The following is a 22,917-nucleotide window of genomic DNA, read 5'->3' as shown; positions in this document are numbered from 1 at the left end:
TTAGTTGCTTTGTTTTTTTGCGTCGTTATCTCTAAAAAACTGCATATCTGCCACTACTTCTGAGTACACAATCGGCGGCACATCACCGAACGGAATCAAACGCTCATCGGCTTCTTTACTAGGCTCGTCATACACATAACTACCAAAACTAACCGACTTGTTTCTGACAAACATCAGGCTACCCAGTTCGGCATTTTCTTCATAATACCCAATGCCTAATACTCCTTCTTGCATAATAATGGCCGTTATACCCAAAGCCGAGAAATCTTTGTAATAACTGGCTATGCCACCACCATCTACTATTGAGCCACGATTCCAGCCCAGTTTTTCCATTTTACTTACAAAACCAAAACCTGCGTATTGTACACCTTCAAATTCATTGCTCATTCTGGTTGATTTCTGAGAATCGGGAAGTAATATAACAGGGCGGTCTAATTGTGGGAAGATTGGCTCTATATCAGCATCAGCCAGGTTTTCACTCCAATAATTAATCTGCTGATCATTCAATGATATTGGGTGCACAATACCAATCTGTGTATCATTGTCAAGGCTTATTTCATCACCATCTTCGTTTACAAGCGTTTGGTCTTCCTGGCAACGGAAGGTAGACACCAATTTATTGTCTTGATAAACACCCCAAATCAGGCGAATAGCATAAGCAAACATAACAGGATTTTCCAGGAAAAAGGCTTGCCATTTTTCGGCCGCCCATTTCCGTTGAATCACCAGATACTGTTCCAAACGGCTCGACTGAGATTTTACTATGTCACGTATTTCTTTAGCTATTTCCTTAAATTCGTCCTGTAGTTCTTTTGAAGTACCTTTCGGCAGCGACTTCAACAATTTGCTATCTTCATTCAGAAAAGCCATCTTAAAATCGTTGTTCACAAAGGCTCTGTAAGGTTCGCCATTCACTTCAAACTCCTTGAAAAGCCCCGTAAACCCGAAATCAGGAATAATTGAATCGGCTAATTCATAAGGGTGAATATTAAGCTCTTCGGCAACCAGTGCAAAAGACTCGTTGGCAGCAGCACCTATGTTTTTATACTTGTTTTTGTATTTGCGCGAGAAAAATTCTACAGCACGTAAAGCCTTGTTTGAGCCATTGAGCGCCAATGCCTTTACGGCATATTCGCCCATTTTCCCACGACCTGCATCTGACCACTCTACCACTTTATTTTTTAGTACATCTATCTCTTCATCCGTACCCAAAATTGAAGATAAAGTCAAACAAAATTTATATTTAGCATCTGCGCTATTAGTAACATAAGAGCTAAGAAGCGCTTTAGCGAAAGGCTGGCTTTTAGTTTTATCAATAAAGTCTAACAGAAATTTAGCTTCTATATCTATCCTGATGTCTTTTACGCGACTCTGACGATAGAGTAAGAACCGAATAGTTTCTACTGTACATTCTTCACCTGATAGCCAGTAAAGTTTAGATAGTTGGGTTTCATCTAACCATATTTCAAGTGGCTGATTTAATTTACTTCGTTTCGCTGCTTTTTCAATAGTTAATTTTATTTTGTTTTCATCATTTGGCACAGGTAATATACCAGCTAAGCTTTCAAGCATTACATCACGGGCATCATCATTTTTTTCGCTATCTATGGTTTCTAATAAAATTGCTTGTGCTTTATCTGTTTTAATAAGAGATAATATCAAGGCTCCTATCTGGCGGGCTTCTCCTTTTTTATCATTCAATAGTTTTGTTGCTCCTTGAATGGCTTTCTCTCCTTGCTTTGCTACTAAGACAGCCGTCATCTCTCTTATTTTTTTAGATTTGTGGCGGCAGAGTTCCCAGATTTTGGCCTCATAAAGTGCAAAATCAATATCTTTTAAACTTTTAAATAATTCTTTATAATACGCTTCTATCATATACACATCCTCAATACTAAAGCCATTTGCGGCGAGATACGGCAGGAATTTTTCCTTATAATAACCTAAGAATAATTTAAGAAGATCTATTTTTATCCTCATTTGTTCACGATACCCAAATAACTCTCCCATATAAGCCAAAGTCTCCTCACCCTCAAGATCGAACAATTTCTTTATATGAAATTCCGTAAATGACACATATTTATAACTCTTTGGTGATTCATACTGTATTCTCATATAAGGTTCGTCATAACTATTCTTCTGAGTCTCTATCTGAAACTTAGTAGTTTCCAGAAATCTGTATGAGAATTTTGAAATATCTGATTTATATTTTTCCGGGAAGTGTTTTAAAAGCAATTCGGATAAATGATGTATACATTCAGGTGAATCTACTTCATTAAATTTTTCGAGAATATAAGGTTCATACTTTGATGCATTTTTTGTCAGAAGTATATCAGCACATACCCAGGAAATAAACTTTGGCCCATTAGCATATTGACGGATAGACAAAAAATATGATACCAGTTTATCTATAAACTCGGCATCAGTTTTTGCTAAAAAATCAAGCAGTTGATGTTCATTAGATGAATTAAATAATTTAATAACATGAGTAAAATCCTTCTCAGTTCTTTCTAGGAGATACTTGCCTGCCGAAGTCATTTTCCCGTTTTTAAACCAATTATAAGCAGGGATGTGTTTAACAATACCCTCTAAAATTTCTTCCTCGTTTAATTGATATTTGTGCCAGTATTCTAGTAATCTATCTATTACATTTACTGAATTTAAGTGTTCGTTATCAATATTACTGTTTATAAACAGAAAGAAAACTTTGTAAAAACCGTAAGAGGGGGGTATTTTCCAATAATCAGGATGTGTAAAAAATGCTAACAGATGTTCATCTTCACTATCCCACTCATCAATATTATTAAGTATAAAAACACTGTTCCCAATTTTATACATATTAAAGGGTAAAGGTGCTGTAGGGAAGGGTGCTTGCTTATCAGAGGCATACGCTAATATTTGGTTTCCTAATTCTAGTTCCTGTGCATTCCAGGAAACTTTTCTTATTTCCTCTTTAACTACTTCTATTCTTTCTTGTCTTTCTGTTAGTCTCATTTCTTGTTTTACTTTTTTAGTTGATACCCAATAATTCAGCAATAGTATTCAATACGCCTTCTGTACGCTCAACCCTGAAATTTTTGGCTTCTTCGTGGTCTTCAACTACAACATTGGCTGTTGCAACTCCTTTTTTTGCTTTTTCGCCTAATTGTCTGCGTTCGCCTACTTCAAACTTCGAGAAAGTACGGCGCAGAATAGGCAATAATTCAATAAACGAATCGCCTTGTAGCTCGGCTACCCATTTATAGAGTAAATTCCAGAGTACGTTGTCAAGCAGCAAAATCATACTGCTACCTTTCAGGAAGCCTTCAAGCCACCCGGCAGAATAAATAGCCGACTGCCCTGTTGATAATGCCAGCCCAAATTGCTTGGCTGTTTGTTGTTCGTCTAGTTGTTTTACATCAAACAACAAGCGGCAGGTACAGCCCGTGATAATCGGGTGCACCCCTTGTTTATCAAGCAATTCAAACAGTGCTTTATGCCAAACCTGTGTAAGGGTATCGGTTTCTAGCAAGCGTACAGCCTCATTTACCTGCTTGATATTCTCAAACATCTGTGTTGAGTTTTCTTCATCAAGCCCATAACAAGCATTTGCCAAACCTATAGAAATACGTGTGATAAAACCTTCGACAAGTGAATTTATGGTAGAAAGGTCGGTCTTGCGCACATTACCATAGCGGCTTACACTTGCCAGTGGCACAACGGTTTTCATCAGCTCGGCAATATCGGCCGAAATGCTGGCTATTTCATTGAGTTTAAAGAGTAGTTTTTCTATACCAACAAACAACTCAGCCGGAATAGCCTGCTGTATAAGCACCGCCAATTCGGCAATTGATTGCGTTTTTTGCGCTTTATCGAGCAGATAAGTTGTGGCTGCTATTTCAACACCATTGCCCCAGATACTTTTCTCAATCAAATCGATGAGCATTTCCGGCTCCCATTTCAGTTGCCATGCTTCTTTAAAAGTCCCTTTCGAGCGGGCATACATTCGCTTACCCCAAGGTATATCCATCGCCTCAAGACGATACAGAAATATACTTCGGTTAAGGTCTAGTTCTTTTCTTAAATCAAGCTCAAAATCTTTGCGTTCGGCAGTTAGGGGTAATCGCAGTTTGCGGCTAATCTCCTCAAAGTTTTCTTGTAGTGGGTGTTTGGGTAATTCTCTTGGCACTTTGCCCATTACATTGGCCACTATGAGTTCTTGCCTTACCAATTCGAGCAAGATAGCATCGCCCATACACATCACTGATAGTGTGGCCTCGGTCATTTCATATAATCCGGCACGAGAAAGATTTCTTAAAGCCGCCAGCGATTCTGCTAAACGAAAGGTCTCGATAACGTGCGCTGTTGAAATATCCATTTTCTTGTTTCTGAACAATCGGGCTACTTTCGTAAGCCAGCGAATGCCCTTATCTTCAGGATACTTCCATAAATGTCTGTACCAACCCGGCGAGGTAATACCTGCCCCGTAGCCACTGAACATAGATAGGCGAGCGTTGGTCCAGGGTACCCAGGTTGTGCCAATTTTTATTTTGGTTTTGGGCAGACTCTTTAATATTTTAGTATCTCCCTTAGCAGTGCTCTCAAGGTCTCGCAAAACAGGCGCATGCCAAGCACCGCAAATAACCACAATGTTGGTAAAAAACTCATTCTGAGCCTTACGGATAATTTCACGCATATATGCCTCACGAAACACGTTTTCAGCTTCTAAGGATGAAGAAATCTGTGCCTCCCGCAGGTTTTCCATCATCAGCATAATACTATCAAAGTGGTCTTCGGGGTTGCTTGCCTGATACTTTTGCTCAAACTGGTGTTCCCACCATAATTCACTATCGGTATAACCTGCTAATTCTGAAAAATAAGCAATGGGTTCTTTACGAGGTATAGCCAGAAACTGCTCAGTAATTTCGGCCGTGAGTTCTTCTTTGCTTTGTTTTTCCTTATCCTGCTCTTCTTCGTTTTGCTCAATTCGGGTTTGCTCTTTTTCGGCCTCTGTTTTCTGGCGTTCTTGTTCTTTATCTAAATCAAGCTGATAGCTGATTGCCAGAGGTAAATCGAGCATACGAACAGGAATCTGCTTTGTATTAGCATACAGCACAGCCTGCCACTCGGGCGAAAACTCAGAGAATGGATAGAAAGTTGCCTGCTTGGGGTTATTGATATTATAGCCTAATACCGATACCGGAGGTTTCAGGGTCTTGTTGCCTATCCACGATACAACATTGTCTAATTCTGGGGGGCCTTCGACCAAGACAATATCGGGCGATAGCTTCTCGAGCATAGCCAATACGTTTTTAGCCGAACCAACCCCATGATGTCGGATTCCTAATATAGTCACCATGATTTTATCACAGGGTTATTTCCTTACATGCTCTATACACATCTTTCCACTCTTCGCGGGTTTTTACTACAGTTTCCAGGTACTCGTTCCATACAACTTTGTCTTGTACAGGGTCTTTTACTACGGCCCCTACCAAACCTGCGGCAAGGTCTTGTGAGTTTAATCGGCCATCGCCAAAGTGAGCAGCTAATGCCAAACCACTATTTACCACCGAAATAGCCTCGGCGGTACTCATGGTACCCGTTGGCGTTTTGATTTTTACTTTGCCATCAGCGGTTACTCCTGCACGTAGTTCTCTGAAAATCGTCACGATTCTCTGTATTTCTTTCAGCGCAGGTGCTTCTGCCGGAAGTTCCAGGGCTTTTGATAAACTGCTTACCCGACGTTGCACAATCTCAATCTCTTCTTCCATAGAATCGGGCACGGGCAATATAACCGTATTGAAACGGCGTTTTAACGCGCCTGATAATTCGTTTACGCCTTTGTCACGGTTGTTGGCAGTAGCAATTACGTTGAATCCTTTAACGGCCTGTACTTCGGTATTCAATTCAGGAATCGGCATCATTTTTTCTGACAAAACCGTAATGAGTGTATCCTGAACATCGGCCGTGATACGGGTAAGCTCTTCGATGCGGGCAATTTTACCATCTTTCATGGCGCGCATCATTGGCGTAACCACCAAGGCGTTTTCGCTTGGGCCTTCGGCCAGTAATCGGGCGTAGTTCCAACCATAGCGAATCGCCTCTTCGCCTGTACCGGCCGTACCTTGCACCAACAAAGTAGAATTACCAGAGATAGCGGCTGCTAAATGCTCGGCAACCCACGATTTGGCTGTTCCGGGCAAGCCATATAATAACAAAGCTCTATCGGTAGTGAGAGTAGCCACGGCGATTTCCATTAAACGACGGCTACCAATATATTTAGGACTGATTTCGAAACCATTTTTGAGTTTTCCGCCTATCAGATACGTTACTACTGATTGAGGCGAAAGCAGCCAGTTGGGTGGAAGTTTAGTAGTGCTACCGGCGCTAGCTTCTTGTTTTTTTAATTCTTCTAATTCTTCAGCAAACTGAACTTCGGCATATTGACGTAAAGCATTCATTCTGTTTTCGGTTTTGTTTAATAGAATTTTATAAAGTTGTATTGTTTAAAGCTGCTCAATTTCGGCGATGGTATCAAAAGCACCTAACAAAGGGTTTACTACTCTTTCTTTGTATTGGTTAAATTGCCAATCGTTTGAATTGCTTTGTGTAATACCATTAAGGTAATTGGCTGTTTGCGGATGAAGGCATCGGCAAAGTTCTAATATGAGTGGCGCATAATAGTTTACCTGATAATAATTGGTCTGGTCAGGCTTGATTCCTTCCAATACTCGTTGACTAAACTCAGCCGACCACGACAGATGCCCGAGTTGTTCGAGTTTCTTATTGGTTTCGTCGTAATTCTGCCACTTTACCTCAGCCAGAAACTCTTTTTCAATATCCGACATTGCCGATGGCACTATTTTCTTAAACAAGCCACTCAAAAAGCCCGACTTCTCGGCTACTGTTTGGTTTTTCTGCTTTAGTTTTTCTATTCTTTGCAAAAGCATTTCTACAATGCCCAATATCTCTTTATTAATGGCTTTTTCTAGGTTTTTATCAGCCATTAATGCTGCTTTTACCTCTTGCAGAAAATCTTCTTCACCCAGACTAATGTTTTTTTCAAACATCAATAGAAAGTCTTTTCTATCTTTGGCTGTTTCTTCTGCCCATACGGCTTTGAGCCATTCAAATGCCTTGCTCGGCTCAAGGTGTCTTATTACGGCAAAAGCCTCTCGACGCTCTGCTATTCGGCCTTCCTGCCATAGTTTATCTTCATAGAGCGGCAGCGCATATTGCCAGTTTTCATTAAACTGTACCATCCATTCGCCTCTTTTGCCAATTATTTTTCTGATTTTGTCTCTTATAAATCTGGCTTTTTTGTCGGCGCCTAAGTCAAGTACAGCCACCAGTATATCAGGTGGTATAATCCAGTTATTGGCTATGCAGGTTTCAGCCCAGAAAGAGATTAACGACAAATGTTGGTTTTGCTGGCTGAGTAGTTTTTTTAACACAACCAAGGCATTAGGGCTACAATAAGGCAGTGTTTCTTCTTCGGCCGGAACAATGGCTGGCATTACGCTAGTGTCTGCCTGTTCGCCCGCTTTTTGGTAAGCGAGCATCAGCGTGGCCGCTTTCATGAAGTAGCTTTCCGGGTCTGTTTTATCAGCATTTATAAGTTTTTCCTGAATTCTGGATGGTAATGCCTCTGGGTTTAAAGGCAATTTTTCTGTTCCCAGTAAAGCTGTATTTACAAGTTGTTTCCAAGCATCCATAGTAAATGAGGTTTATCTCAATAGCTGATAGGTTCGGTCAGATTGATTCATGATGCCGAGTGGCAAAACGGTATTGTTGGTTTTTATCAGAAATAAGTCTACGGGTTTTCCGCCTGTGATGGCTAATAAATGCCAGATTTGCTTATCGCTAAAAGCCGAATTTAAGGGCAGAAATGCCCCCGCTGAATCTTTTAGAAACCATTGAGCATTATTATTAACTAATACAAGTTGCTCAACCATGTAAGGAATATCATCAAACCACGGGTTTTTAGCGAGTTGCCCGGCGAAGGTTTCCTGCATGGCATCCCAAGTAGCAAAAGCACCTTTAGAAGAAAATGTGTCAGTTGTGTTTGTATTAAGACTTTGTTCTTTCAGAATAGCCCTGAAAGGAGAATTAGACGGATAAAATACCAGCGTTGCGTCTACAAAACTACCAACCATAAGCAAGTTGGTCATTGGGGTATTTTTGTAAGCAAAATTCAGAATCAAGGCATATTGCCCTGACTGACAACCATACAACCAATTACGCTGAATCGTAATATCGTCTTCTGTTTCGGTTTGCCTACCTATTACCAGCCATGTATCTTTTATAGTATTATTATCGTTGCTTTCGGCCAGTAAATCTTTCTGCGCCACCGTTCGGCCTATCATATTTCTGACATCTTCCTGCCAAAGCTGAGGGAGTTTCTCAAGATTTTTGAACGACTCAAGCAACAGATAAATATTGGTCGATAAAGCCAGTGCTTCCGTATGCCAGGCGTTGCCGTTGTAGAAATTAATCTTGTTAAAACTCCGCACCATATTTGCCAGACCAGTAGCCTGTGCATCGACCATACGGGCGGCTGTTTTTTCAAAAAAAGTATGGCCTCGTTCCGGCAAGGTCAATAAGCCTGTGCGCACCAAATCCTTGAGCCAGAGGTCTAGCTCTGCTACGCCTGCCTCTACTTTCTGTTGACGTTCTTTCTGGCGTTTTTCTTTGTCTTTGGCTTGTTTTTCGGCTTTCTTCGGGTCTTCTTCTTGGTGATTATCCTTTTCAACCTTGCTTTCTGCCTTGTCGACCCGCTTGCTAATCCAGTCGCTTACCCAAGCAGGTTCGGCTATGCCTTGTTTAATGGCACTCGGGTTGCGGGCAGCTATGAATAATAGGCCTAGGCCATGTTTACAAGGGAATTTACGGCTCGGACAAGAGCATTTGAAGGCAATATTTTGCAGGTCTACTTGGGTGCGGTAAGGGTCTTTGCCGCTGCCTTGAACTTCTCCCCACAGAACCCGTTCATTCTGATGAAAAGATACCCATTTTCGTTCATTAGCTAAATCTTTTCCCGATTTCAGAGAAGCAGCATCAGGCGCAAGTTGTGTTACTTGGTCTTCTGTAAATTGACTCATCAGTGATCGTAATACTAAATTTAGTAGCTTTAAATTTGATAAAATGTGTTTCGGTATAACGCACAACCAAGGGTATCAGGTATAACTCAGGGTTGAAATTATTATGATTTTTTTGTTGGACTTCTGATATAAGCAGACATGAAATACTTATTAGTTCTAGCAAAACATCTAACTCAAAGATACCATTTTTTGATGACATTAGCCACTAAAAAAACGGTTTTTTATCAGTTAAAATGGCCGATTTTTAAGCCATTTTAACTGATGCTTATATACTTATTTATTCTTTCAAAACACCTACGGGCCTTACATTTTTACCTTGTTTTTGTTGTAGTGCATCGCCCAAATCTTCACGAGCTATATCGGCTACTTTTTGTAGCTCGGCAACAATTTCGGGGTGTTGTTCTTTTACATCATATTCTTCGCCGGCATCTCTTCTTAAATCATAAAGTGCAAGTGGTACTTCTATATTACCATATTTACCTGCAAAACCATTGTTGCCCGGCAAGACACTTTCGTAAGTACGCTCAACTTTGTGTGGCAGCATTAGCTTCCAGTTGTCACGTCTAACAGCCCTGAGTTCGTTTTGTGCATAATAATAATAAAAATACTTACGTGGCGTGTCATTTATATTGCCTTTCATTAATGACAAAATCTCTACACCATCAATTTTATTATCAGGCAATTTTGTACCACAAATACGAGCTAAAGTAGGTAGAATATCAATGGTAGATGTAAGCTGATTACAAATTAAACCCTCAGGAATTGTGCCTTTCCAGCGCATAAGACAAGGCACTCGTTGGCCACCTTCAAACACTGTTCCTTTGCCTTCTCTCAGTCCACCTGTTGAGCCTGCATGATTTCCAAAGTTAATCCAAGGGCCATTGTCACTCGTAAAAATCACTAAAGTGTTTTTATCTAACCCGTTTTCTTTTAGCGTTTTCATTATTTGCCCAACCGACCAATCTATTTCCATCATCACATCACCATACAGACCTTGTTTACTTTTCCCTTTAAATTTTGCTGACACACCAAGCGGCACGTGCACCATTGATTGAGGCAGGTACAAAAAGAAAGGCTTGTTACGGTTTTTCTTAATAAAACCCACTGCTCTTTCGGTGTAAAGTGTCGTGAGTTTATCTTGACCCGATAAATCGGTAATGGTTTCTTTTTGCTCATTGCCTTCTATCAACGGCAAAGTAGGATAAGTCTTCTTGCGATAATCGTTTTCGTCAGTGATAGGTTTGCCGTCATAATCCACAGGCCACATATCATTCGAATACGGAACTCCGAGGTATTCATCAAAACCTTGTTGTAGGGGCAAGAATTGCTTATGATGCCCAAGGTGCCATTTACCAAAAATGCCTGTTGCGTACCCCTTTTGTTTGAGCATTTCGGCAATGGTAACTTCATCGGTATTTAGCCCGATTTTTTGCGCAGGATTTAAAGCTCCGGCAATACCTACTCTATTCGGATAACAGCCTGTCATCAAAGCAGCCCTAGACGCACTGCAAACAGCTTGTGCTGCCAAGAAATTGGTAAAACGAATACCCTCAAAACCTAATTTATCAATATTGGGGGTTTGGTAGTCTAGTGCTCCGGTGCAACTTAAATCGCCATAACCCATATCGTCCATAAAAATCAGAATGATGTTAGGTTTAGCTTGCGCAGCAGGTTTTTTCCATGAACTGGCACCTACCAGAAAGGTGATAGCTAATAGTAGAAGGGCGTTGATTCTCATGTATATTGAGGTTGAATGTTTTTCGGTAATGCAAATAAAAAAATAACAGCCACTTTTTCAAGCGGCTGTTATAGGTATAGGGGAGAAAGAGGAATTTATTGCTGTTTCAAATCGAAAATCTTATCCATAAATATCCATTTTTCACCGGGCTTAGCAATTGGTAAAGCCTGCTGATATTTCCACATCAGGGTTTCCCATTCTTGCACCTTCGGATTATTGGCATCCATTTCGGCTTTTCTTTCAAACGAAAAGTCGTCGTTGGTTTCCATAATCATAAATAAGCGATTACTGATACGATAAATCTCCATATCTTCAACGCCTGCCCCTTTGATGCTCTCGGCTATTTCGGGCCATATTTGCTCATGGTATTTCTCGTATTCGGCTATCAGTGTAGCGTCATCTACTAAATCTAATGCCAGACAATATCTTTTCATACTCTTCAATTTATATCAAAGCTCTATCTAAATGCACGTATCCACCATCTACATGAACCAACTGCCCTGTGGTGTGGCTCGAACGATCTGAAAGCAAGAAAACCACCATATTAGCAATTTCTTCGGCAGTAGTCATACGGTTACCCAAAGGTATTTTTTCAGTAATCTTCTGCAATGTTTCTTCCGGATTCGGCAAAGTCTTCACCCATTTTTCGTACAATGGTGTATAACACTCTGCTACTATTACGGCATTTACACGGATACCATATTTCAGCAATTCAATAGCCCACTCACGTGTCAAGGCATTGCGGCCTCCGTTGGCAGCAGCATAGGCCGATGTTCCGCCTTGCCCTGTTTCACCTGTTTTTGAGCCAATGTTTACAATGCTTCCTTTGCTTTTCTTAAGCTCAGGCAAAGCATAATGTGCTATCAGGTAATAGTGCACCAAGTTTTTGTGCAACGACGACATAAACGCCTCGTAACTGCCGTTTTCAAGGTTTACCCCATCGTTTACTCCGGCATTGTTTACTAAACCATCTATACGTCCGTATTTTTCTACTACCTGCGCTACTGCTTTGCGGCACTCTTCAGGGTCGCTCAATTCGGCTGCTACCTGAAAACCATTAGCACCCAGTGCTTCAAGTGTTTTTAAGTTATCAGCCTCATTTCTGCCAATAATTACAGGTATGGCACCTTCGTTTACCAATACTTTTACAATACCTTCGCCAATACCCTTAGCGCCACCTGTTACGATGATTACTTTGTCGCCTAAATTTAAGTTCATACTCGTTAGTTTTTTGAATAAGCAACTGCCTGTTGTTTTTGCGTGCCTAAGCCATCAATACCTAGTTCTACTATGTCGCCTGCATTCAGGTAACGAGGTGGTTTAAAGCCTAAACCTACACCAAAAGGTGTACCTGTAGAAATCACATCGCCCGGTAACAAAGTCATGAAATGGCTCAGGTAATGAATCAGGAACGGGATTTTAAAAATCATGTCGTCGGTACTAGAGTTTTGTAGTTTTTCTCCGTTTACCGTCAGCCATAAAGGTAAATTGTGTGGGTCTTCTATTTCGTCTTTAGTAGCCAGGAAAGGCCCTAGTGGCGCAAAGGTATCGGCGCTTTTGCCTTTTACCCATTGTCCGCCACGCTCTATCTGAAACTCTCTTTCTGAGTAATCGTTGTGCAACGCATAGCCTGCTACGTAATCCATTGCTTCTTCTTCTGTTACGTAAGAAGCCTTTTTGCCTATTACCACAGCCAGTTCTACTTCCCAGTCTGTTTTTACAGAGTTTTTCGGGATAATCACATTATCGTAAGGGCCACAAAGCGCCGTAGTAGATTTAAAGAAAATAATTGGTTCTTTCGGAATTGCTGCGTTGGTTTCTTCGGCATGTTTGGCATAGTTCAAGCCAATACAAACAATCTTAGACGGACGTGCAATACATGAGCCTATTCTGGCATCAGCAGGTACTTTAGGGCAAGTCTCTGAGTTTACCTCTACCCATGCAGCCAAACGAGCCAGACCATCAGTAGCGAAGAATTTCTCGGTATAATCTTCTTCAAAAGCCGAAACATCTATGCGTGTGCCGTCTAGTAATTCAACGGCTGGTTTTTCTTGTTCAAACTCACCAAAACGTAATAATCTCATAAGCTATATTTTTTATCTAAATCTGGATAATCGTTAATCGTTATAAATTTACACCTCTTTTCCAGGGCATAAAATCATCTTGTCCTAATTCTTGGGCTTTTGTTTTAATTTTACCACTTGCCAGGTCTATGCAGTACTCCAAAAGGTCTTCTGCCGTTTGCTCAATGGTTTTTTCTCCGGTAATAATCTCGCCGCAATCAAAATCTATAATATCAGGCATCTTTTTAGCCAATTGTGTATTAGTTGATACCTTTACCACAGGGCAAACCGGATTTCCGGTTGGTGTACCCAAACCTGTAGTAAACAATATGATGGTACAACCCGCAGCGGCTTTACCTGTAGTTGCTAACACGTCATTCCCTGGTGTACAAACCAGATGCAGACCCGGCCCTTTAGCCAATTCTGTATAGTTTAATACATCAACTATTGGTGCATAGCCACCTTTTTTGGCAGCACCAGCCGACTTGATGGCATCGGTAATCAAGCCATCTTTGATATTACCTGCTGATGGATTCATGTCAAAACCTGCACCTACGGCCTCGGCTTTGGCAGCGTAATCACGCATCAGGTATTCAAACTTCTCAGCTTTTTCTGTTGTTACACAACGGTTGATTAATTCCTGCTCAACACCACACAATTCAGGGAATTCGGCCAGATAGGTTGTTCCGTTTAAACCCACTACTAAGTCTGACAAATGACCTAAAACCGGATTGGCAGAAATACCCGAGAAACCATCAGAACCACCACATTTTAAACCGATGTTCAGTTTTGATAGAGGAGCAGGCTGGCGTGTCAGTTTATTGGCTTCAATTAAGCCTTTGAAGGTTTCTTTGATAGCCGCCGACATCATACCGAACTCTGTTCCGTAAGTCTGTTGCTCAAATAACAAAACAGGCTTATCAAACTCAGGATTACGTTTTTTGATTTCGTTCATCAAATCGGTAAACTGTGTTTTTTCACAACCTAAGCTAAGAACGGTTATACCCGCAACATTAGGATTGTTGGCATAAGCTGCAAATAATGCTGCTAATAGCTCAGAATCCTGATTGTTTTCGCCACAACCCGACTCGTGAGTCAAAAACTTAATACCATCAAGGTTAGGAAACAGACGGTTGTCTGCCGAAGCTCCCTGTGTTTCCTGATTGTAAGAATCTATATTATTTGCGCCACCTTTCTGGTGTAATTGCACCAAATCTTCTACCTGACGCAAATAAACATCAGGAAAAGCATAGCCCAATGCTTTATCAAAAGCTTCTTTTAATTTAAGAATATTACGGTTTTCGCAGAATACCAAAGGTACTACCAACCAGTAGTTTGCTGTACCCACACGGCCATCAGAACGATGATACCCCATAAAAGTTCTTCCCTCCCACTTCGATACGTCTGGTGCCTGCCAGTTGGTTTCAGGTACTCTCTTGCTTACCGAATACTCTTCTGACTCGTGTTTAAGGTTAAAAGTCGTAATTTGCTCTCCACGCTGAATTGGCTGCGTTGCTTTACCAACCAAAACGCCATACATAGTTACGTGGTCGCCTGTGTTTAAATCTTCTGTTACAAATTTATGCTTAGCCGCAATTGACCTTGGTAAAATATAATTTTCGCCTTCAAATTCTATATTCTCTCCTGCTTCCAGATTCCGAAGCGCTACTATCACATTATCAGAAGGATTTACTTTTAAAACTTTATGTTGCATATATCAATGGAATTAAAAAACATCTTACAAAAGTACAATTCATTCTTTTAGCTTTTTTATGAAATATTATACACTTTTGATGAAATATTATCAACTTTACAAAAAGAAGTATTTCTATATAACATTATATCAATAATTCGTGCAGGCAGTACTCCGTAAAGTTAATATATCAGACAACTACTCGTTTGTTGCCCGTAAAGATACACTGCCTTTTCTTTACGATAAATGGCATTTTCATCCCGAACTAGAACTTACCCATATTCAACAAAGCAAAGGCACCCGATTTGTGGGCGACAATATTGAAGAATTTGAAGAAGGCGATTTGGTACTACTAGGTGCGTACCTGCCCCATGTCTGGAAAAACGATGCTATTTATTTTGCCGACTATTCGGGGTTAAAAGCCGAAGCGCAAGTAATTCAGTTTTTGCCCGATTGCTTCGGGAAAGATTTTCTAAACCTGAAAGAAATGGAAAACATCAGGTGGTTGTTTGAGAAAGCCAAACGAGGTTTACGTATTTCGGGCGATACCAAAATAGAAGTGCTGCGGCTGCTAAATAAATTATTGGCTAACGAGAATGGCGTGTATCGTATTAGTGTTTTGTTACAAATCTTAGAAACACTCGCAACATCTACCGAGTTAAGTTTTCTGAGTAGTGAGGGTTTTGTGGAATCGTATCACAGATTTGATGCCGACACCATAAACCGCATTTATGAATTTACGCTTTCTCATTTCAACCGTAAGATTCTTATCGAAGAGGCCGCAACTATCGCCAATATGTCGGTACCTAATTTTTGCAGGTATTTCAAGAATCGTACACAAAAAACCTATGTGCAGTTTCTGACCGAAGTACGTATTGGTTACGCTTGCCGTATGCTGATAGAGAACCGCAAGAGTATACAGCAAATTGCTTTCGAATGTGGTTTTCATAACCTCTCTAATTTCAACCGCTCGTTCCGCCTACTCAAAAAACAAAAACCCACCGAGTATCGGCAGGTTTTTGGGGGACTAAAATCTTAAGCGAAATTATTTCAGTGAGTTTATCCAGGCCGCAATTTTCAAAGCATCTGCTTTTGGTACTTGTGGCATCGGAGGCATTTCAGTTGCATAATCAGGCCAGTTTTTAGGATTTGGCTTGTAGATTAGACCCTGAATTTTATCATCTGAATAATTACGTTTGGCAATATCTTTAAATGCCGGGCCTACCTGGCGTTTCTCTGTCTGATGACAAGCAGTACAAGTATGTTTTTGCAACAATGGCTTGATTTCATCATAAGTAGGTACTACTTTTTTGGCAGGGGCTTTGGCAGTTCTGTCGTCAGGTGTTGTCAATTTTTCTGCTTTTGTAGCAGTACCTGTTACAGGCAAATTCGCCGGACGAGGGGTATAGTCTGTTAGTTTATCTCCTGCCGGAATATTGTTTAAAGTATAGAAAGCAGTGCTATGTAATAAGCCTTTACCGTCTCTGTCTTTTACGCCATCAGCTTTTATTTCATGAATAAAATGGTCTCTTAAACCTTCAACCAACAAGCGTACTTTCAAGCCATCTGCTGATAGTTTCAAGCCTTTTACATTCAAGAATTTCTCGCCTACGGTTGGGCTACCATATACCGAATGGTATTTGTAGATAAAGCTACGAATCTGGTAGTTTTTGAAATCGGCAGCAGTAGTTTTATTGATAGGTTTTGTAAACTCAATTTCAAAACCATCTGGCGTAGCTCTTACAGCTTTCATTTCGAACGGCATTTTGCCTGTCCAAACCAATCTTTCAAGACCTGCGGTAGTAGTACCTGCCGAACCCCAACCACGGTTGGTTTCACCAAGGTACAAAGAGCCATCTTGTCCCCATGTCATACGTAAAATACCTGACTGAAATCCTTCACGGAACATGAAAGATGCACCTTGGTATTCGCCATTTACTTTTTCTATGAATACACGTGAGATATTACTTTTTCCTTGGTCGCCAACTAATAGTTGCCCTGCAAATGGACCGAAAGCACCGTTGGTTTCGTCTTTAAGAATTTCTGACGTAGAAATACCCAATACACCATGCGGAAGCCACACAGCTGGAGTTTTAAGCTCAGGAATGTCTTTTTTCAATTCAAAAAGGTACGTTCCTCTTTCGTTTTCGATGTTCTCAGGTTTTATGTAATAACCATTGGCATCTTTATCTCTTCTTGGGTTTATCTTTGCATACAATTGCTCGGCTGTTAATTTCAATGGTGAATTAGGTTCGCCTGTCCAACGTAATCCGGCAGGGTGGCCCATAAAATCACCTTTGTTCACCTGTGCAATAAAGCCAGATCCCATCCAGTCACCTTGGTTATCACCATACCAGAACTCGCCATCAATCATACCGATACCACAAGGAGAACGCATACCTGTTGCGTAAGGCTCAATTTTACCGTCTTCTGTAATTCTGATAGCCCAGCCTCTCCACGGCACTCTACTTTCACCTCTCCACCATTCTTCATCTCCAAAGGCTACGTTACCCGTTACAATCATTGAACCATCAGGTAAAAACTTAGGGCCATAGCTATATTCGTGGTAATGACCTGAGATAGGCAGTGTAGCAATTGTTTCGTACACATCGGCTTTGCCGTCACCATTTTTGTCAATCAACTTTGTTAATTCTCCACGTTGTGCGCAATAGAAAGCACCATTTCTGTATGCAAGCCCCAGAATTTCGTGTAAACCACTGGCAAACTTTTTGTAATACGGCTGTGCCGTACCTGCCAAAGATGGGTTACTCACCACCCAGATATCGCCTCTACGAGTAGCAAGAGCTATATCACCATTAGGTAGCGTAGTAATACCTCCTACCTCAAGCAACATATTCTCGGGTACGGGTAGTGTAATAATACGATAATAGTCATTTTCGGCAGTATTCTGCGCCAAAGCAGCAGTAACTATACCTACCGAAAAAAGGATTGTTTGAAATATTTTTTTCATTCTGATAGAATTTTAAAGCCTCTGTTTTACCAAATAATCGAATAGCTGATTTTTCCGCCAAGTGGTGCAATCAATTCTTGCTTACCACTTATGGTTCTGATACTAGCGTTTCCTTCCTCTACTTTAATCATATAGCTGCCATCACCAACGTTGTAGGTTCCATCAGCATTTTTGCTAATAGTATCAGCACTTGCTAATCGGGCATATAGATTACTTACAGCACCGCTTACCGCAATATCACGTTTCAATATTTTGCCATCTTCAACAGGCACTATTTTATCTGAAACTTTGGCTCCGTAAACATCATATTTGAAAGTCGGCTGACCATTATCATCAAGTTCATAGCCACGTGTGCGGAATGTAGCATCTACTCCACCCCACGATTTATCTGGCGTATCTAAAACTGCAACCACTGGTGCATCGCCAAGTGGCATAAGGCTACCCATTGGTCTTGAGCTACCATCACCTCTATCCTGCCACATTGGTGTAGCATTCAGGAAGTTACCTTTCCATACCTGAAACAAAGAACCGTTGTCAAGATTATAAGTAAAGTGTACGTTTTCTTTATTACCTACCGAAATTGCGTGCACAATTCTTTTGTTTTTATCACCTTCTTTAATATCCATGAACGAACGCAACAAAACTGGCTCAACTGCTGTACCTAATAAAATAGGAGACGACGGGTTATTAACCATTGTAGAGTTAGCTGTGTGCAATGGGTGTTTACGCACCGTTGCCGACTCAGCATATAAACCCAACGATGGTTGTAACCAGCCATCAGCTTTCCAGTAGTATAATTCAAATGGCACTTCGCCTGCAGGTAGTTCAATAGTTGCTTTTCTACCTGTAGGGTCTGACTGCAACCATGCATTTTTAAATAACTGTTGCCCATTAATTTTAGCTTCGGTGTTACCACCGTGCGTAGTAGTAAAAGTGTATGTTCCGGCTTCCGGCACTACAATTTTACCTGCATATTTTACCGCAAACTCATTTTCAGCGTTAGTTACTGCCCAGTTTAAGGCATTAAGGTTACCGCTGAGTTCTGGTTTTATTTTTTCTATATCTCCAATAGTTCTGAAATTGCCTTTATAAACACCATATTTCAAGTCTTTGAATGACAATACTTTTTGGTTATAGCTTTTGTATTTAATGTTTCTGAAAGCCACATTACCGTGGTCGCCTTGAAAACGAAGCGGCCCCATAGTAACCTCGTTAGGCTCCCAAGCACCACGAGTTTCGCCTGTTAGCTCTACGTTTTCGTGCATCAACACATTATTTACGTAAATAGACAAAATTCTTGCATTGGCTATTTTTTTGCCATTGGCATCAAATCTTGGTGCTTGAAAAGAAATTTTAATATTTTGCCACAAACCCGGCGCTTTTGCTACGTTGATACGTGGCGCAACACCCTGATAGCCTTTTGAACCTTCTGGTTTCGAATCGTCCCAACGTTCGTAGATACCACCTAGGTCACCATATTTAGGTGATTTTTTACCCCAGCTATCAAATAACTGGATTTCGTAACGGCCTTGCAGATAGATACCAGAGTTTGAGCCTTTGGCCATCATGAAATCTAAATCAAGGTCTAGGTCGCCATGCTCCATTTTGGTGAGCAAGTCCATTTCGATTCCATATTTTCCAGGAGGATGCTCACATAATAAAATACCACCATTAAGTCCTGTCGAGACATCTTTTTTGTGTAGGTCGTTGGGTTTTGTAAAATCTGCTTCCACCGCATTCACAACGCTCCATTGGCCTTGCGTCGGTCTGAAAGCATCCATGTTATTCAATGGAATCATTTGCTGTGCTGATACTGCATTAGCAAGCAATCCACAGAAAATGAGATTTTTTAGGATTTTTCTTTTCATTAGTACATTTTGATTTGAAAGGGCAAATGTAATAGCAATTGTCAGTAATTGAAAGCATATTTGTATAGAAAACGAACATATTTGTACTATTTTACCTAATAAAATAGACATGCATAGCTATTTAGCATAAGTGTAATTTTTACAATTATTTTATAAAATCAGAAATTTGTGCCAGTGAGCATTAAAAAGAAATATAAGTTTTTTTAGATTCATGCCTTATGCATTGCCATTATCATATGGGATTGCACACCGAGTTTTAAGCTTAACTTTCACGATTCTCTACATAGTATGGAAACTGCTCAAAAACTTAAAATCATATTTATCTGTACCATTAACCGTATGCGTAGTGCAACGGCTCATGAAATATATAAGACTGATGCAAGGTTTGAAGTAGCATCAGCAGGCACACATGAATCGGCTCGTAATGTCGTATCGTTAACGCTATTAGAATGGGCCGATACTATTGTGGTAATGGAAAAACATCACAGAAATTATATTCGTAAGCACTTCCCCGATATTTATCAAACCAAAAGAATTGTATGTTTATATATTCCAGATGAATATGATTACATGCAAGCTGAGCTCATTGATTTACTTAAAGATAAATTTGAAAGTGCTTATGCAAGAGGGCTATTAAATTAATTAAAATTCATCTAAAATTATTGATTTGGTAACTTTCCAAATTTCCATAATGACTGAATAGTTTTAATAAAACCTAGCAGAAACAAGCATACTTGTTCGTTTTATCGTAAACTTGCAATAATTATTAAACACCTTAGCTCTTTAATGAAATCCAATCGTATTATTCTTATTCTGATTTTTTTCGCTGTTGGTTACTTTCTTTACTACAAAGACAAACCTGGTCCTATCAGCAAACTATGGGAAACCGTATCAGGCGTTTTCAACCCCAAAGGCTCTTCGGCTGACAAAACAAATCCTTACAAAGCACCCGAGCCTGACAACGAAGCTACTGCTACTAACAATGATAGTGAAGCAAGCGCAAGCGGCAAGAAAAAAACAGAAGATAGTAAAAATGAAGATGAAGGTTCTCTATTCGATAAGTTGAAAGACAAAGTATTAGGCCCGGACGAACAAAAAGAAAACACGGTTGCTGACCACGAGATTCCAAGTTTTGCTCTGCCTGCTATCAATAAAGGAGATGAAATTATTAAGCACAAAAACTATACACTTCGCTACGAAGAAAAATATGAAGTACCTGCATGGGTAGTGCACAAGCTTAGAGGCGAATTTACTAAAGGCCGAGCTGATAGAAGTGGCAACCAGTTTATACCAGATAAAAAAGTAGAAGGCAATTCTGCTTTATCGACCGATTACAGCAACTCAGGCTACGACCGTGGGCACATGGTACCGGCAGGAGATTTCAAATGCTGTCAGGATTTAATGAATGAAACCTTTTATATGAGCAATATATGCCCGCAAGTACCTGATTTTAACAGAGGTATTTGGGAGAATATTGAGAGTCGCATCAGAGGATGGGCTGTTCGTGACGAAGAGTTAATTGTGGTAACGGGTCCGGTCTTAAGCAAAGGTATGGAAACGATTGGGCGTTATAATAAAGTGGCCGTGCCTAAAGCTTTTTACAAGATAGCTTTGTATTATCAGGCAAACAACCCTAAAAAAGCAAGAGCGATAGCTTTTCTGCTACCTAACGAGGGCTTATTTGGCAAGAGAATGAATAACTATGTGGTTTCGATTGATGAAGTTGAAAAAGCAACAGGGCTAGATTTCTTTGCCAAACTACCTGACGACATTGAAAACAAACTCGAAGCCAACAGCGATTGGGAAGCATGGACGAGAGTTCAATAAATTATAAGGTGTGGGAAATATTCTCCCACACCTTTTTTATTACAAAACTCTCTGAATAATATTTCCGGTTGATTTTTCTTTTAAGATTACTTTCTTGCGGCCATCTGGTAAAAACTCATCTTTAATGTGCCAGTGTTCGGCGTCGTACTCTACAAACGGCGATGGCTCTGTTACATCGGTGCGGCCTCTCCAGTCTTTTATAATAACAGGCTCCCATTTCTTGGTTTTTGCCGATTTATAACAAGCATCTATTACTGAATTTACGATGTAACCATCATAAAAACTTTCCATTGGCGTAGTACCCTTATCGAGGTTATCAAACATATCGGTAAACATGTGGGTATAACCCAGTGAGTTTACCTCATCCCCTACTGGAAACAACCAGCCCGAGGCACTTTCTGCTTTTTCGGCTACATAGCTGGCTTCTTGTGCTGCTGTAAACATTTCAAAGCCGGTGCGCATAAAATGGTCGGTTCTTATTACTCCTTCTGTACCTGCTACTTCGTCTCTTAAATCCATACCTCCTCTAAACGACCAACTCACCTCAAATTGTGCTACTGCACCGTTAGCGTATTTTACCAGTGCAATGGCGTTGTCTTCTGCTTCAATTGGTTTTACCTGCGTGGCAGCCCAGCACATTACTTCTACGGGGCGAATGTCTTTGCCGATATAGTTACGGGCAATTTCGATACAATGGCAGCCTAAATCTACAATAGCCCCACCCCCAGCTTTTTTCAAGTCCCAGAACCAGCTTGAGTGTGGCCCAGGATGTGCTTCTCTTGACCTTGCCCATGTTACACGGCCAATCACACCATTCTTCACCGATTGTAAAGCATGAAGGGTTTTAGGAGTATAAGCTAAGTCTTCAAGGTAGCCATGATATATTCCGGCTTTTTCTACCATATCAAGGATTTTCTTTGCTTCTGCTCCTGTACGTGCCAAGGGTTTGGTACACAATACACTCTTTTTATGTTTACAACATAATTTAATTGCTTCAAAATGTAAATCATTCGGCAAACCAATAATTACCACATTGACATTTTTATCTTTTATGGCTTCCTCCATACTGGTTGTATGTTTCGGAATATCCCATTCTTCGGCAAATGCTTTTCCACGTTCTTCGCTTCTTGAATAAACTACTTGTACACGATCTGGGCGGCGATGTTCATGAAGAGATTTTGTATAAAACCAGCCAATGAGCCCTGTACCGAGCATGGCGATTTTATGAGGTTGATTACTCATGATTATGAATGATATTAAGGTTGATATAAAGTATACGTCTTGTCTATACAAGCACAATGCAAGATACTAAAGAAATAGAAAACCCAATAGGCAGAAACAAAAAAGAATCTGCCATTTTGCATAGCAGATTCTTTCAAATGTGTATTCAGAAACAGAAAATTACCAACAGTGCACCAATTATCTGTTTAAATTCAATTTTAACCTCATTTCTTTCTTGGCAGCTCTGAACCAGATAAAAATCAGGGTTGGTATCGAAAGATAGGTAATCACTAATAAATACAGAATACCATCATTAATACCGGTGCCTATCACACCACGTCCTTCGCTCAGATTGCTCCCCACAGTTGCACGGCACATGGCACATTGGGCCATCGAAAAAGTACAGCTTATTAACAAGAAAACTGTTGTAGTAAGTATTAATCTGAATGCTTTCATTGT

The 22,917-nt window shown here is 40.4% G+C and carries 17 protein-coding genes; 3 read left to right on the top strand and 14 right to left on the bottom strand.

Going from position 1 to position 22,917, the window contains the following annotated elements; all coding sequences use genetic code 11:
- From WAE64_RS04735 to WAE64_RS04690, 10 genes are all read right to left on the bottom strand, one after another.
- On the bottom strand, positions 1–2,991 hold the full coding sequence (locus tag WAE64_RS04735; RefSeq protein ID WP_340235078.1) for a DUF4132 domain-containing protein: 2,991 nt from the start codon (positions 2,989–2,991) through the stop codon (positions 1–3).
- 16 nt (positions 2,992–3,007) lie between these two features.
- Positions 3,008–5,335, bottom strand: coding sequence for a DUF5682 family protein (locus WAE64_RS04730; RefSeq protein ID WP_340235077.1), 2,328 nt, complete (start codon positions 5,333–5,335; stop codon positions 3,008–3,010).
- A gap of 7 nt (positions 5,336–5,342) precedes the next feature.
- A complete protein-coding gene (locus WAE64_RS04725; RefSeq protein ID WP_340235076.1) occupies positions 5,343–6,437 on the bottom strand; it encodes an ATP-binding protein in 1,095 nt (364 codons plus the stop codon).
- Positions 6,438–6,482: 45 nt separating this feature from the next.
- The gene (locus WAE64_RS04720) at positions 6,483–7,691 is read right to left on the bottom strand and encodes a DUF5691 domain-containing protein (protein ID WP_340235075.1); all 1,209 of its coding nucleotides are present in this window, start codon (positions 7,689–7,691) and stop codon (positions 6,483–6,485) included.
- A 12-nt stretch (positions 7,692–7,703) separates the two neighbouring features.
- Positions 7,704–9,077 (bottom strand): SWIM zinc finger family protein, encoded by a 1,374-nt coding sequence (locus tag WAE64_RS04715; protein ID WP_340235074.1) that lies wholly within the window; start codon positions 9,075–9,077, stop codon positions 7,704–7,706.
- A 277-nt stretch (positions 9,078–9,354) separates the two neighbouring features.
- Complete coding sequence (locus WAE64_RS04710; RefSeq protein ID WP_340235073.1) at positions 9,355–10,815, bottom strand: sulfatase family protein; 1,461 nt, start codon at positions 10,813–10,815, stop codon at positions 9,355–9,357.
- A gap of 95 nt (positions 10,816–10,910) precedes the next feature.
- A complete protein-coding gene (locus WAE64_RS04705) occupies positions 10,911–11,249 on the bottom strand; it encodes an L-rhamnose mutarotase (RefSeq protein WP_340235072.1) in 339 nt (112 codons plus the stop codon).
- A gap of 10 nt (positions 11,250–11,259) precedes the next feature.
- The gene (locus WAE64_RS04700) at positions 11,260–12,033 is read right to left on the bottom strand and encodes an L-fucose dehydrogenase (protein WP_340235071.1); all 774 of its coding nucleotides are present in this window, start codon (positions 12,031–12,033) and stop codon (positions 11,260–11,262) included.
- A gap of 5 nt (positions 12,034–12,038) precedes the next feature.
- The gene (locus WAE64_RS04695) at positions 12,039–12,899 is read right to left on the bottom strand and encodes a fumarylacetoacetate hydrolase family protein (protein WP_340235070.1); all 861 of its coding nucleotides are present in this window, start codon (positions 12,897–12,899) and stop codon (positions 12,039–12,041) included.
- Between the two features lie 40 nt (positions 12,900–12,939).
- On the bottom strand, positions 12,940–14,592 hold the full coding sequence (locus tag WAE64_RS04690; RefSeq protein ID WP_340235069.1) for a UxaA family hydrolase: 1,653 nt from the start codon (positions 14,590–14,592) through the stop codon (positions 12,940–12,942).
- Between the two features lie 139 nt (positions 14,593–14,731).
- Here WAE64_RS04690 and WAE64_RS04685 point away from each other — a divergent pair, with 139 nt between their 5' ends.
- A complete protein-coding gene (locus WAE64_RS04685) occupies positions 14,732–15,610 on the top strand; it encodes an AraC family transcriptional regulator (RefSeq protein WP_340235068.1) in 879 nt (292 codons plus the stop codon).
- Between the two features lie 6 nt (positions 15,611–15,616).
- Here WAE64_RS04685 and WAE64_RS04680 read toward each other — a convergent pair whose 3' ends face one another.
- Both WAE64_RS04680 and WAE64_RS04675 read right to left on the bottom strand, forming a co-directional pair.
- Positions 15,617–17,542, bottom strand: a complete 1,926-nt coding sequence (locus tag WAE64_RS04680; RefSeq protein WP_340235067.1) for a c-type cytochrome — start codon at positions 17,540–17,542, stop codon at positions 15,617–15,619.
- 26 nt (positions 17,543–17,568) lie between these two features.
- Complete coding sequence (locus tag WAE64_RS04675; protein ID WP_340235066.1) at positions 17,569–19,410, bottom strand: 3-keto-alpha-glucoside-1,2-lyase-like domain-containing protein; 1,842 nt, start codon at positions 19,408–19,410, stop codon at positions 17,569–17,571.
- A 288-nt stretch (positions 19,411–19,698) separates the two neighbouring features.
- Here WAE64_RS04675 and WAE64_RS04670 point away from each other — a divergent pair, with 288 nt between their 5' ends.
- Together WAE64_RS04670 and WAE64_RS04665 are read left to right on the top strand one after the other, a co-directional pair.
- Positions 19,699–20,052, top strand: a complete 354-nt coding sequence (locus tag WAE64_RS04670; protein WP_340235065.1) for a low molecular weight protein tyrosine phosphatase family protein — start codon at positions 19,699–19,701, stop codon at positions 20,050–20,052.
- A gap of 144 nt (positions 20,053–20,196) precedes the next feature.
- A complete protein-coding gene (locus WAE64_RS04665; protein ID WP_340235064.1) occupies positions 20,197–21,237 on the top strand; it encodes a DNA/RNA non-specific endonuclease in 1,041 nt (346 codons plus the stop codon).
- A 39-nt stretch (positions 21,238–21,276) separates the two neighbouring features.
- Here the strand turns inward: WAE64_RS04665 and WAE64_RS04660 are convergent, their stop codons facing one another.
- Positions 21,277–22,479 (bottom strand): Gfo/Idh/MocA family protein, encoded by a 1,203-nt coding sequence (locus WAE64_RS04660; RefSeq protein ID WP_340235063.1) that lies wholly within the window; start codon positions 22,477–22,479, stop codon positions 21,277–21,279.
- Between the two features lie 177 nt (positions 22,480–22,656).
- Positions 22,657–22,914, bottom strand: a complete 258-nt coding sequence (locus WAE64_RS04655) for a hypothetical protein (RefSeq protein WP_340235062.1) — start codon at positions 22,912–22,914, stop codon at positions 22,657–22,659.
- Positions 22,915–22,917 lie beyond the last annotated feature (3 nt).

Origin of the sequence: Emticicia soli, from assembly GCF_037860775.1 — a bacterium.
Classification (GTDB): Bacteria; Bacteroidota; Bacteroidia; order Cytophagales; family Spirosomataceae; genus Emticicia; species Emticicia soli.
Note: the sequence above shows the minus strand (reverse complement) of the source record. Positions and strands in the feature narration are given on the sequence as shown.

What these genes read in the sequence shown, in the direction of transcription:
- WAE64_RS04735 (WP_340235078.1), bottom strand. Translation starts at nt 2,991, where the DNA reads ATGAGACTAACAGAAAGACAAGAAAGAATAGAAGTAGTTAAAGAGGAA.
- WAE64_RS04730 (WP_340235077.1), bottom strand. Translation starts at nt 5,335, where the DNA reads ATGGTGACTATATTAGGAATCCGACATCATGGGGTTGGTTCGGCTAAA.
- WAE64_RS04725 (WP_340235076.1), bottom strand. Translation starts at nt 6,437, where the DNA reads ATGAATGCTTTACGTCAATATGCCGAAGTTCAGTTTGCTGAAGAATTA.
- WAE64_RS04720 (WP_340235075.1), bottom strand. Translation starts at nt 7,691, where the DNA reads ATGGATGCTTGGAAACAACTTGTAAATACAGCTTTACTGGGAACAGAA.
- WAE64_RS04715 (WP_340235074.1), bottom strand. Translation starts at nt 9,077, where the DNA reads ATGAGTCAATTTACAGAAGACCAAGTAACACAACTTGCGCCTGATGCT.
- WAE64_RS04710 (WP_340235073.1), bottom strand. Translation starts at nt 10,815, where the DNA reads ATGAGAATCAACGCCCTTCTACTATTAGCTATCACCTTTCTGGTAGGT.
- WAE64_RS04705 (WP_340235072.1), bottom strand. Translation starts at nt 11,249, where the DNA reads ATGAAAAGATATTGTCTGGCATTAGATTTAGTAGATGACGCTACACTG.
- WAE64_RS04700 (WP_340235071.1), bottom strand. Translation starts at nt 12,033, where the DNA reads ATGAACTTAAATTTAGGCGACAAAGTAATCATCGTAACAGGTGGCGCT.
- WAE64_RS04695 (WP_340235070.1), bottom strand. Translation starts at nt 12,899, where the DNA reads ATGAGATTATTACGTTTTGGTGAGTTTGAACAAGAAAAACCAGCCGTT.
- WAE64_RS04690 (WP_340235069.1), bottom strand. Translation starts at nt 14,592, where the DNA reads ATGCAACATAAAGTTTTAAAAGTAAATCCTTCTGATAATGTGATAGTA.
- WAE64_RS04680 (WP_340235067.1), bottom strand. Translation starts at nt 17,542, where the DNA reads ATGAAAAAAATATTTCAAACAATCCTTTTTTCGGTAGGTATAGTTACT.
- WAE64_RS04675 (WP_340235066.1), bottom strand. Translation starts at nt 19,410, where the DNA reads ATGAAAAGAAAAATCCTAAAAAATCTCATTTTCTGTGGATTGCTTGCT.
- WAE64_RS04670 (WP_340235065.1), top strand. Translation starts at nt 19,699, where the DNA reads ATGGAAACTGCTCAAAAACTTAAAATCATATTTATCTGTACCATTAAC.
- WAE64_RS04665 (WP_340235064.1), top strand. Translation starts at nt 20,197, where the DNA reads ATGAAATCCAATCGTATTATTCTTATTCTGATTTTTTTCGCTGTTGGT.
- WAE64_RS04660 (WP_340235063.1), bottom strand. Translation starts at nt 22,479, where the DNA reads ATGAGTAATCAACCTCATAAAATCGCCATGCTCGGTACAGGGCTCATT.
- WAE64_RS04655 (WP_340235062.1), bottom strand. Translation starts at nt 22,914, where the DNA reads ATGAAAGCATTCAGATTAATACTTACTACAACAGTTTTCTTGTTAATA.